This is a genomic window from Paenibacillus sp. J22P51 (assembly GCF_059692215.1).
The window spans coordinates 618,622-630,299 of the sequence record NZ_JCAUAZ010000002.1; the positions used below are offsets into that span (position 1 = coordinate 618,622).

Annotated in this window: 10 protein-coding genes and 1 riboswitch; of the genes, 8 read left to right on the forward strand and 2 right to left on the reverse strand. The window is 42.6% G+C overall.

The genetic code is table 11. The features are described from left to right. The first annotated feature begins 1 nt into the window (after window position 1). The 4 genes from AC58QC_RS07165 (at window position 2) to AC58QC_RS07180 (ending at window position 3,862) form a co-directional block, all read left to right on the forward strand. Window positions 2–901, forward strand: coding sequence for a carbohydrate ABC transporter permease (locus AC58QC_RS07165; protein WP_497414498.1), 900 nt, complete (start codon window positions 2–4; stop codon window positions 899–901). 48 nt (window positions 902–949) lie between these two features. Next, a complete protein-coding gene (locus AC58QC_RS07170; protein WP_497414689.1) occupies window positions 950–2,617 on the forward strand; it encodes a response regulator transcription factor in 1,668 nt (555 codons plus the stop codon). Window positions 2,618–2,739: 122 nt separating this feature from the next. Next, window positions 2,740–2,869, forward strand: a riboswitch (SAM riboswitch). A 100-nt stretch (window positions 2,870–2,969) separates the two neighbouring features. Further along, the gene (locus tag AC58QC_RS07175) at window positions 2,970–3,545 is read left to right on the forward strand and encodes a hypothetical protein (RefSeq protein ID WP_497414499.1); all 576 of its coding nucleotides are present in this window, start codon (window positions 2,970–2,972) and stop codon (window positions 3,543–3,545) included. A gap of 50 nt (window positions 3,546–3,595) precedes the next feature. Next, window positions 3,596–3,862, forward strand: a complete 267-nt coding sequence (locus tag AC58QC_RS07180) for a Ger(x)C family spore germination C-terminal domain-containing protein (protein ID WP_497414690.1) — start codon at window positions 3,596–3,598, stop codon at window positions 3,860–3,862. Between the two features lie 86 nt (window positions 3,863–3,948). Here the strand turns inward: AC58QC_RS07180 and AC58QC_RS07185 are convergent, their stop codons facing one another. Then, window positions 3,949–4,818, reverse strand: a complete 870-nt coding sequence (locus tag AC58QC_RS07185; protein WP_497414500.1) for a helix-turn-helix domain-containing protein — start codon at window positions 4,816–4,818, stop codon at window positions 3,949–3,951. 147 nt (window positions 4,819–4,965) lie between these two features. Between AC58QC_RS07185 and AC58QC_RS07190 the strand changes: the two genes are divergently transcribed. From AC58QC_RS07190 to AC58QC_RS07200, 3 genes are all read left to right on the forward strand, one after another. Next, window positions 4,966–7,548, forward strand: a complete 2,583-nt coding sequence (locus tag AC58QC_RS07190; RefSeq protein WP_497414501.1) for a GH116 family glycosyl-hydrolase — start codon at window positions 4,966–4,968, stop codon at window positions 7,546–7,548. 218 nt (window positions 7,549–7,766) lie between these two features. Continuing rightward, the gene (locus AC58QC_RS07195) at window positions 7,767–9,203 is read left to right on the forward strand and encodes a PAS domain S-box protein (protein WP_497414502.1); all 1,437 of its coding nucleotides are present in this window, start codon (window positions 7,767–7,769) and stop codon (window positions 9,201–9,203) included. Window positions 9,204–9,208: 5 nt separating this feature from the next. Then, window positions 9,209–9,679, forward strand: coding sequence for a DinB family protein (locus AC58QC_RS07200; protein WP_497414503.1), 471 nt, complete (start codon window positions 9,209–9,211; stop codon window positions 9,677–9,679). A gap of 246 nt (window positions 9,680–9,925) precedes the next feature. Here AC58QC_RS07200 and AC58QC_RS07205 read toward each other — a convergent pair whose 3' ends face one another. Beyond that, on the reverse strand, window positions 9,926–10,495 hold the full coding sequence (locus tag AC58QC_RS07205; RefSeq protein ID WP_497414504.1) for a dihydrofolate reductase family protein: 570 nt from the start codon (window positions 10,493–10,495) through the stop codon (window positions 9,926–9,928). 227 nt (window positions 10,496–10,722) lie between these two features. Between AC58QC_RS07205 and AC58QC_RS07210 the strand changes: the two genes are divergently transcribed. Continuing rightward, entirely contained in the window at window positions 10,723–11,634 is a 912-nt protein-coding gene (locus tag AC58QC_RS07210; RefSeq protein WP_497414505.1) for a YVTN family beta-propeller repeat protein, read from the forward strand. The last annotated feature ends 44 nt before the right edge of the window (window positions 11,635–11,678 follow it).

The window sequence follows — 11,678 nt, forward strand, 5'->3', positions numbered from 1 at the left end:
CATGGAACGTACAGTAATTCTTGAACAATCGCGTAAGCACCAGCCGCTGCCGAGCCGTACACGATTGATGAGCTCGCATCGTTTAGCTGGCAATATCGTCTACTACGTCCTTTTTACACTCATGGTTATCCTTATTTTCGTTCCCATTCTGCTCGTCGTATTCGGTTCGTTTAAGACGAATTTGGAGCTGGCTGAAACGTCTCCTTTTTCGTTGCCGAAGAGCTTTCTTCATATCGATAATTATGTGAGCGCATTGAAGGAAGGCAATATGATTCGCGGTTTGGGCAATTCGATCCTGCTGGTCGTGCTGAGTATGCTTGGCAATATGCTGCTTGGGACCATGACAGCTTATGTGCTCAATCGATTTCAATTCCGGATGAAAAAGTGGATTCTCGTCCTCTTTATGATGGCGATGATTATTCCTGCTTACACGACAGAAATTGCTCGGTTCCAACTCATTCATTCACTCGGTGTTTATAATACATTGGGGGCACCACTCCTCATTTATATTGGAACTGATATTATGCAGATTTACATTTACATGCAATTTCTCGAAAAGATTTCCGTACAGCTCGACGAGAGCGCAATGCTGGATGGAGCCTCTTACGTTCGCATTTTCCGTTCGATCATTTTCCCGCTCCTGCTGCCAGCAACGGCAACATTGGCGATATTGAAAAGTGTGACCATCATGAATGATATCTTCGTTCAACAGCTGTATATGCCAAATAAGAAACTGGCGACGCTCGCAACTTCATTGACTTCGTTCGTGAGTACGCGCAGCTCGGATTTGTCAATGCTCTGTGCAGGGATTATCATTGTCTTATTACCGAGTGCTATATTCTATATCGTTTTTCAACGGTATATTTTCAAAGGACTTATGGATGGAGCGGTGAAAGGTTAATTGGAGTAAGATCAACTTGGCTGACGGGGGATGAATAGGTTGCTTAAAATGATGATAGTCGACGATGAACCGCTTGTTCGTCTTGCGCTGCAGCATATGATCGACTGGGATAGTATGGGGATCCAAGTCGCATTCGAAGCCGGAGATGGTATGGAGGCTCTTGCTATTCTTGAGCAGCACGTTGATATTGATCTGCTGCTGCTTGATATTGAGATGCCAAGGCTGAATGGTATCGAGCTGCTGCGAGCGTTTCCGGCGATTGAACAGAAGCGAAGACCTGTTGCCATCATGTTAAGTGCCTATAGCGAGTACAGCTATGTCAGGGAAGCCTTCTTGCTGGGTGCGATGGATTTCATCGTGAAGTCAGATATGGATGAGGAGCACCTGGTTCCCGTTGTCTTGAAAGCGGTCAATGAGCTCAGAATGCGGGAGACGCCATCCCCTAGAGTGACTGAACATACGGAAGAAGAGATTGATCGGAAAAGCGAAACCCTTCGGCAGCTCATTGCCATCCATCCTGAGCAGGATGCAGAGCGTTATGCGAGTATGGGGAGTGGTATTGTGGAATGGCTGAGCGAATCGAATCAGCTGGTTGCCGTGATTACCATCTCGCAAGGCTCCCCAGCAGCGGCTAAGATGGAAAGAAGTTTAAAGGATGTACAGACTCAGAGGTTCATCACGCAGTCCGTGCAAACCGTTCTGGACGCGCTGTCGATCACTCATCTCATTTATGGGAAGAGTCAGTCGGAATATGTGCTGTTCTGTTCTTTAGCGCAATTTCGAAGTGAAAGTGTGATTCGCGAAAAAATACAGGCTGCCTTCTCCATGATTCAAACTCGGCTGAACCAGTATGTCAATGTGTCCATCTCGATAGGCATTAGCGACCTAGCTAACGGCATGCAACATTGGTACCGATTGTATCAGCAAGCTGCCCATCTGGCTTCCATGAGTTATTTTGCCGGATTTAATAAAGTATTCTACCCGGAAAGCTGTATGGAGCAGGGGAGATACGGTGCTGACAGTGGACTTGAGCATGCCCGTAAGCTGCAGGTCACATTGAAAGCGACCGGTGCCGGCATTGCACAGCTGCTGGAACAAAATAATGTGGAGTTATGGACCAGGGAGTTTGAGCAGATGCAGCTGCTCCTAGGACAAACATGGGGCTGGAGGCCCCAGGATGTCCACGCTGCGTTTGAGGATTTACTTTGGGAGCTCGGCGGGCTGCTGTATCGAAAAGGTATTCGCTGGGATGACCTCAATGAAGAACTTCAGCATCCATTTGAATACATGAAGAGTTTGGAGACGTTAGATGAAACGAAAACCTGGCTATATCGCATCTGCAGTCAGTTATTTCAACACATTCACGGAATGGCGAAGTCAGAGGTTAACTATAGCAGTGTTGTAACGATGGCTAAGCAATTTCTCGATCTCCATTATACAGAGGACGTAAATCTTACGCTGATTAGTGAAATGGTTGGCGTGAGTGAAAGCTATTTAAGCAAGCAATTTACGAAAGAAGTTGGTTGCAACTTCATTCAATATTTAACGAATTTACGCATTGAAGAATCGAAACGGTTAATGAAAAAGCGGGGAAATAAAATTACAGATATCGCTGAAACGGTCGGTTATTTGAATGTGGAGCATTTCAGCAGAATGTTTAAGAAGACGACGGGATATAGTCCAAAGCTGTATCGCGAGAGTTTGTTGAACGGGTAAGAGGTTAGGACTGTTAAAGTGTATTTTCGCTGAAGATACACTTGATTCGTTATAGGGAGTGTTAAATCCCTTGACACCACAGAACTTTATAGTAATATAGAGATAACTGAATACGTTGATTTTTCTTATCAAGAGCAGGTGGAGGGACTAGCCCTATGAAACCCGGCAACCGACAGACCTTTGTTAAACAAGGAATGCACGGTGCTAATTCTTGCAGAAACGCTGATCTAAAGCGAATCTGGGTGATAAGAGTGAGGATATGATTTTGAATTTTTATGACCTTTCTCTAATTCCAGAGAAGGTCATTTTTGTTTTTATTAACAAACTAATCTTGTGTATTAGGAGGGACAGGATGGCGAACACAATACCTGAAAATCTGCCAGCCAAAGAAATTTTAAACAAAGGGAACACTTTGACAATGAATGAAACAATCGAGTATCACCAGGATACTTATACCCTTCGTATTTCTTCTCTAAATTTGAAAAATTCGGATTTAGGGCTTTCGTTTGAAAGTTTGCAGCAATGTAAGATTACTCATATAGAATGTTTTCGATTTGACAGTGAGCTTGCAGAAAAGCTCTTAATTGAACACAGCTCTGATTATGTCTGTGGGCTAATTGCTCTCTCTACAGAGACGGGAGCATGTGGGTTAATGGAATTTGCGATCCCTTGTAAAAACATGAAGTGTGATTGGGTTTTGTGGGCTGCTCCTTTTCAGCGAATAAAAGGTCTGAGCTTGATTGAGAGTTTGAACTACGTTCGACAAAAACAGGCGGCATGGGGACCCGAGAGATATGAATTAATTGAGTCTGCATTAATGGATCTAAATGGAAAACTTGGCCGGGCATCAAATAAAAACGTGGATCAAAGATACTTGTGGGATCGAGCATACTTATTTGACCATACGCAATCGTACGTCTTTTTCTAACATCAGGTAAGCTTGGCAAGCTACATGACTTTCAAAATGTTGAAATATGGATAGAGAGAAGCAATCCAAGAGAAGTATCCGCGAATGAGCTAAATGATATTTCGGCGACGCAGGAAAAAATTATTCAAACAAGAGCCGCGGCTTTACTCAGCAAAATTCAAAAGAAACAGGTGGATCCTTTCGGGTTTGGAATTTCTTACCTCGCCAAACACCTAGACAATCAAACTAAATGGGACAAATGGCTTCAGATCTATCCAAAAGTCCAATTCGATGTTCAAATCAAAGAAAAGTTGATCTCAACAGGAGCAATCAATTGACAAATAAGCAGAGTCAATTTAGCTCTGGAAAGCGTTTTACACGGAAAAGAATGGCTCCTCTCCTGAGGCGGACCGTTCTTTTTTTACTATAAATCCACTTGTCGATTTCTTCTATAAGTACCAGGGCTAATACCCGTTATGGATTTAAACGTTTTGGAGAAGTGATGAACATCCGTAAAGCCGCAGTATTCGCTCACTCTCTGAATGGAGACGCCTTCGTTAAATAATTCTCGCGCATGTTCGATGCGTAAATGTAATAAATATTGGTACGGCGTCGTGTCAAAATGCTGTTTGAAGAGTACGTTAAACCTAGATGGCGAAAGCCCGGCTCTCTTTGCCATATCGATGACGTTAATCGGTTCGGATATGTGAAATGCAAAGTAAGATGTGATCCAGTTCAAAAATGGCTGTTGAGATAAAGACCCCAGTTGTGGTTTCATGTAGTTTTTAAATACAACAGTCAACCATTCGTGGGCAAGCTGATTGGCTTCCATGACGCCCATATAGGTTTGCAGCTGCCAGCATTCGATCATCTTCAGCACCAGATCTCTCATTTTATTAGAGTGGGCCGTCTCCAGCTTAAATGGGATTCGGAGATCCTCGCAATCATGCATCCTAGGCTGCATATAAGTGGCGTAAGGAGTCATGTCCAGTTGCCCAGGCAGGGTTACAAAGCTGTTTTCCCTCAAAGGATTATAGAAAAAATCAAGGTGAATATACGGATTAATCGTAGGGGTAATCCCCTTAATCGTATGCACATCACCAGGCTGAAACAGACAAAGATCGCCTTCCTTCAACATATGTATGTCACCGCCCAGCTGAATCTCAAACTGACCTTCTTGCACATAAAAGAGGATATAATCCAGCAAATTGCGCTCACCTAAAACAAACGGAGGTCGGATGGCATAACCCGCGATTCGAATAAAAGGAGTTATCGTATACTTTTCTAAAATCACCTGTATGTCACCACTTTCAGGATGCAGTTGCAGTTGTTTTTTACATAAAAAAAGCGTCTTATCCACAAAGAATTTAGCCTACATTTCCATTATGATAAGGGGAGTATGTTACTTAAGTATACCATTTTACAGAGAGAGGTTACATCCATGGAAAACGTATATAAAGGCGCCAAAACACGAGAAATCAGTTTTCCTTTAGGTGGAATTGGAAGCGGATGTATTGGTTTGTCGGGGAATGGAAGATTGGTGGATTGGGAAATTTTTAATCGCCCGAGCAAAAAGAGCTTCAACGGTTTTAGCCATTTCGCTGTAAAGGCAGAGCGAGATGGAACCGTGTTAGATGCACGGGTGTTAAACGGAGATTTACAAACTTCTTACGTTGGCGAACATGTTCGAAATACATCTTTACATAGCGGATATGGCTTCGGACCGGAGAGCGAGACGATGGCAGGCATGCCGCATTTCGAAGAAGTCGAGTTCAGGGGAGAATTCCCATTGGCCGAAATGTTATTCGTGGAATCGAAGTTCCCGGGACGCATTGAATTAGTAGCCTTTAACCCTTTCATTCCCCTTCAAGAGGATGATTCAAGTATTCCAGCTGCCTTCTTCGAGTGGGAGCTGGAAAATACGGAAGATGTGCCGATCACCTATACGCTATGTCTCTCTGCAGGCAATCCCATTCCGACAGATAAGGTTGTTCACCAGTACAGCGAAATCGATGGTGTCCATTCGATCCTATTAGGATCGAATCAATTTGACAACGAAGATCCTTATTATGGCGATATAACGATTGCCACAGATGCGGCAGATATTAGCTTCCAAGAATATTGGTATCGTGGCGGGTGGTGCGATAATCTTGAGATGTTCTGGCATGACTTCACGCTGCCTGGGCAATTGAACAACAGGAAGTATCACGAGGATGAACCTCCTTTCCACAGGAAGGATACGGCATCGCTAGCTGCGCATACGGAGCTGATGCCTGGCGAGAAGAAAAAGATCAGATTCACAATTAGTTGGAGCTTCCCGAATGTGAACAATTATTGGAATCCGAATCCAGATGGTCCTAACGTCTGGCGAAATTATTATGCAACCCTATTTGAAGATTCTCGGTCAAGCGCGAAGTATGCTTTCGAGTATTGGAATTATCTATACGAATCCACACTTTCATTTAAAGAAGCTCTGTTTTCTTCCACGGTGCCTAATGTTGTCAAAGATGCGGTTTCCGCGAACCTATCTGTCCTCAAGTCGGCGACGAGCTTACGACTGACCGATGGTTCTTTTTATGGATTTGAAGGCGTCATTGAGGACACCGGGTGTTGTGAAGGATCCTGTACACATGTATGGAACTATGCTTACGCGCTGCCATTTTTGTTCCCAAAGCTGGAACGCAGCATGAGGAATCTTGATTTCACGTACAACAAACGCGAGGATGGCAGAATGTCATTCCGATTGATGCTCCCTCTTGGACGTGAGAGGGTGGACTTCCGCGCCTGTGCGGACGGACAATTCGGCGGCGTCATTAAAGCTTACCGTGATTGGAAAATATCGGGGGACACGGAATGGTTGCGATCTGTCTGGCCCGCAATTAAGCAATCTATTGAGTACGCTTGGTCTGACAGCAACGAAGACAAGTGGGACCCCGAGAAGAAAGGAGTTCTTGTCGGCAGACAGCATCATACGTTGGATATGGAGCTTTATGGTCCAAACTCCTGGTTGAGTGGATTTTATTTGGCCGCGCTCAAAGCGGGGGCCGAAATGGCTAGGTTCTTAGGTGATCAAGTGACATCAAAAGAGTTCAGCAGCTTGTTTCAAACCGGTAAGCAGTGGGTAAACGAGCATCTATTCAATGGCAGGTATTACGTTCAGCAAGTCGATTTGTCGGATAAATCCTTGCTAGATCAATTTGACGAGAAGACGGTTCGTCAATATTGGAACGAGGAATTGGGAGAAATCAAATATCAGGTCGCCGAAGGCTGTGTCATCGACCAGGTCATTGCGCAGTGGCATGCTAATTTATCTGGGCTGGGAGAAATTTTTGATAGAGATCAAACCCGGACTGCATTGCAATCGCTGTATCGGTATAATTTTAAAGCCAGCATGAGACACGAGGCCAATACTTGGAGGTTGTACTCGCTTAATGACGAGGGTGGACTCGTGATCTGTACGTGGCCCGAAGGAATAAGCAAACCAGCGATTCCATTGACGTATAACACGGAAACAATGACTGGTTTTGAATATCAGGCGGCCTCGCACATGATCCAGGAAGGATTCATTGAAGAGGGGATTTCCATCGTACAAGCGATCCGTGATCGTTACGACGGCGAAAAGCGCAATCCATGGAACGAGATCGAGTGCGGCAGCAATTACGCCAGATCGATGGCCAGCTACTCCTTGCTGCAGGCTTTCAGCGGATTTGAGTACAATATGGTTGAAGGCATGATCGGTTTCAACCCCGTGCAATCTGAAGAGGTGATATTCCGTACCTTCTGGTCACTCGATGCAGGCTGGGGAACCTACGAGAAGAGTTCGGAGCAAGTGCTTATTCAAGTATTAGGCGGTAAACTAATCTTAAAGGTGCTCAAACTTCCCGAGGAGCAACTTGTCGCGATCGAACAAATTCAATGGAATGGCGTTAGGCTGGAGTACCGAATCATAGGAAATGAAATTCATTTCGATTGTGAGTGTATACTTGATGCGACGCATCCGCTTGTTATAAAGCTCCGTTCATAAATGCGCGTCATTTCGGATGGAAAGTGGAAGCTGATTGTGGAGAGATTGCGGCCTGATCGGTTGTTCGATCTCGTAAATGGGGGATACCCTTGACAATGATAGGGCTACAGTGGATGTGTATTCATATTTTTTACAAATTACAAGACGTTCAATAAAGGGTTTTGCCCATGGGAGACGAATAAAACCTAAATAACTTGTTGTTTAGGGGACGTTTACTCATGAGACTGAAAGAATATTTAATCGATTCTTTAATGAACTTAACCTCCGATGGTATTGTAATTGTTGATGTTAATGGAACTGTGTTAGATGTTAATAAGGAATTTGAAGAGTTACATGGCTGGACTAGGGAAGAGGTTATCGGGCAAGTATTGCCGATGACTCCTGATTATTATAAGGAAGAAACGCTTCAACTATTTAAATCTTTATTAAACGGAGAGCAAATCAAGAATTTCGAAGCGTTAAAACTTAGAAAAGACGGATCTACATTTTATGTGAATGAAACAGTATCACCTGTGAAAAATACGGAAGGATTGGTCATTGGATTTGTCGGCGTGGAAAGGGACATTAGTGAAAAGAAAAAAGAGGTAGAGGAGCTTTTAGAAAGAGAAAAACAGTTTAGAAGATTGATTAAACTAAATCCTGAACCCATTGCGCTACATAAGGATGGGATCATCCAGTTTGTGAACGATGCTTGTTGCAAACTTGTTGGCGGTGCTTCATCAGACGAGTTCATTGGAAGATCAATCTTTGAATTTTTCTTTTCAAATGACAAGGATGTTATTTTAGCGCGACTTCAGCAGGTCATGCAAATGGATATGGATAGCTACAGTGATTTTATTGAGAGAAAGCTGCGAAAGTTAGACGGCACTTTTATTGATGTGGAAATAGCTTCTATTTATGTCCATAAAAATTTGGGGTATCCTGTCGTACAGAGTGTGATTCGTGATCTCACTGAGCGTAAAAAGTCGGAAGAAGCGATTATTAGGTCTGAAAAATTGGCGCTCATTGGTCAATTAGCAGCGGGGATCGCACATGACATACGTAATCCATTGACTTCCTTGAAGGGGTTTGTACAGTTACTAAAATCTAAAAATACAGACTATGTTGATGTGATGATGGAAGAACTTGAACATATTAATTATGTAGTCAATGAATTTATGACTCTAGCCAAACCACATCTGAATTACTACATAGAGAGTAAGGCTTTAGAGCTTGTTCAAAGTGTAATCAGTTTTTTACAACCGCATGCTCTTCTGCATAACGTTCAAATACAAATGGACATGGATCAAGAACTCCCCGCAATATCTTGTATTCCAGACCAAATCAAACAAGTTTTAATTAATGTATTGAAGAATGCGATAGAGTCGATGGATAGTGGGGGAATAATACAAATATCATGCAGAAATCGTTTAAATCAAGACTTGATTATCTGCGTCAAAGATCAAGGGGTAGGCATTTCTGAAGATAGGTTAACCCAGTTAGGGGAGCCGTTTTTCACCACAAAGACTAATGGGACTGGTTTAGGACTAATGGTTTGCAAACGCATAGTCGAAGGACATGCAGGCAAATTGTCAATTCGCAGCAAAATTAATCAGGGGACTACTGTTGAAATAGAACTGCCTTTTAAAAATCGCCTTATCTCTATAAAGGAGTAGATCAATTGGAATCTTTGGTATTCAAGCAGTTGGAATTTGCCCGAAATAATACACTTAAGGTACTCGAAGGAGTTACTGAAAGTACCGCATCTCGCATACCTGAAAAATGTAGAAACCATATTCTATGGCTCGCAGGGCATATCTATTTGGTTCAAGAAAGGTTTGCGTTTATGATCCATGGTTTTGACGCACAACTCCCAGAATCGTTTATGGCATTATTTGCCGCTGGGACAACTCCGCTAGCTTGGACGGAGACTCCACCGACGATATCGGAAGTGGTAGACATGTTGCAAAATCAGCAAGAGCGCATTCAAAGGGCTTTAAAGGATCGGTTAGGGGAAAAAGCACCTTCACCGTATAAGACATCCAGCGGATTTATACTTGAAACCATTGGAGATTTTCTTAATTTCACGTTGTATCATGAGGGCATGCATGTAAGCTCTATAAAGCAATATAAATTGTTATTGAACCCCTAGATCAGGTCAAAGATGCTAAAGTACACTTATTTTCGGGGAAATCGGTTAAATATAGATAAATTAGTGCAAAAGTGCATCCTTTAGGACCGAATAATGACAAAATGATGAGTGCCGGCAGAAACAGTTGCACTTTTGCAAGCATTTCAGATGGAGTGGTTAATTCGATAAAAAAGGATGCACTTTTGCATGCTTCACAGCTATATTCACGACACGAACAAGGTGATCTGAAGGAATGCCTTCCTCCCATTAATTACCTTCGCAATGATAGATGAGTTGCACAACGCCAGAAGAGAACGTTTTTGTATGAACCATTTTTAAATTCAACCTCTGTTTGATATCTATAAACATCGGTTTTCCTTCTCCCAAAATAACAGGGTGCACAGATAATCTAAATTCATCAACAAGCCCTAAATTGATAAAAGTTGTAATGAGACTTGCTCCGCCATATAGCCAGATGTCTTTACCAGGCTTACTCTTCAAAGTACTTACTTCTTCAAGAATATTTTCATTTATAAATATGGCTTGATGATCAGTCTCTTTTTGTGTTCTGGAAAACACATATTTCACTTTACTATGAACCAATTCCCACAATTCTTTGTCGGTATCCGAGTCACTCGGGTTTGGTTTATATTGTCCCCATAAATCGTAGCTTTTTCTCCCATAGAAAATGGTGTCAATTTGATTCAAGAAGTGAGTGAACCCCATCTCCGGGTCCATGATGCACCAATCAATTTCTCCATTTTTCCCTTCGATAAACCCATCTAAAGTCACTGCTAAATCTAAAATGATTCTTCTCTGGTTTACGTTATTGGACATAACCCTGCCCCCTGAATAAGGATTACATATAAACGAGAATATGTGTTCTCATTCTGATTATACCAAGTATTCAGGGAGTTATCAAATACCACTGCATTCACTAATTTACGCATGAGTTGAAGGCCCGACCTCTAGCTTAGTGCTAAATATCTACAAATGGCCGTGCCACTCCTTTAAGCCAATTAATAGATTAGAATAAGACAGCATTTGAAGGAGGGGCATTCCTTGTGACCACGTGTAGACCTTCGCCATCATTTCATTTCGCTTATGTCACGAATTACAACGATGATACCGTGTCTGTAATTGATACCCGAACCAGAAAGGTTAAGGCAACCATTAAGACAGGTAGTGGACCATTCGAGATTGCCGTTACACCCGATGGGAAATATGCTTACGTTGTCAATAAACGTGATAACACCGCTCAAGTCATTAATAGAAAAACAAATACTATAATCCGAACCATCCAGGTCGGAAATGGTCCATCGGATGTTGGTACATCGCGAAAGTTCGTCTATGTTACGAATTCGGTTGATCATACGGTTTCAGTCATATGTATAAAGAAACAAAGAGTCGTTGAAACGATAAAGGTCGGCAAAAATCCGATAGGAGTAACCATTACGCCTCAGAAGAAGGGCATTAGAACGCTTGGATTTGTAAGCAATAACGACGAGAATTCGATCTCTATTTTCGATGTGAAACACAATAAGGTGATTGACACGATCAAAGCTGGCGTTGGTCCGGATCAGATTGCTTTCACGACGAACGGCAAGTTAGCTTATGTCACCACGGATGAACATGTATTGGTAATAGGGGTTCGAAGTCGAAGGATTCTAAATAAAATTAAAGTAGGCATCAAACCAATCGGTGTAGCCATAACCCCTAACAACAAATTGGCCTACGTTGGGAATGAAGGGGATAACACGGTTTCCGCCATAAAACTATCCAATAACAAGGTGAAAGCTACTATACCGGTGGGGATGAAACCTGGCATTGTAGCCATTACACAAGATAGTAAATATGCCTATGTTGCCAATTTTGGAGAAAATACAGTTTCTGTTATCAGAATCAAGGATAATAAGGTTATTGACACGATAATAGTAGGGAATGAAGCTTCGGGGCTCGCTATTATCCCTTTATAAAAAAGATCGCCAATCACCGATATATTCAGGTGGTAGGCGATCTT

Bases quoted from the DNA above. Each gene is read 5' to 3' on its own strand.
- AC58QC_RS07170 (WP_497414689.1), top strand. From the start codon at position 950: ATGATGATAGTCGACGATGAACCGCTTGTTCGTCTTGCGCTGCAGCAT.
- AC58QC_RS07165 (WP_497414498.1), top strand. From the start codon at position 2: ATGGAACGTACAGTAATTCTTGAACAATCGCGTAAGCACCAGCCGCTG.
- AC58QC_RS07205 (WP_497414504.1), bottom strand. From the start codon at position 10,495: ATGTCCAATAACGTAAACCAGAGAAGAATCATTTTAGATTTAGCAGTG.
- AC58QC_RS07190 (WP_497414501.1), top strand. From the start codon at position 4,966: ATGGAAAACGTATATAAAGGCGCCAAAACACGAGAAATCAGTTTTCCT.
- AC58QC_RS07195 (WP_497414502.1), top strand. From the start codon at position 7,767: ATGAGACTGAAAGAATATTTAATCGATTCTTTAATGAACTTAACCTCC.
- AC58QC_RS07175 (WP_497414499.1), top strand. From the start codon at position 2,970: ATGGCGAACACAATACCTGAAAATCTGCCAGCCAAAGAAATTTTAAAC.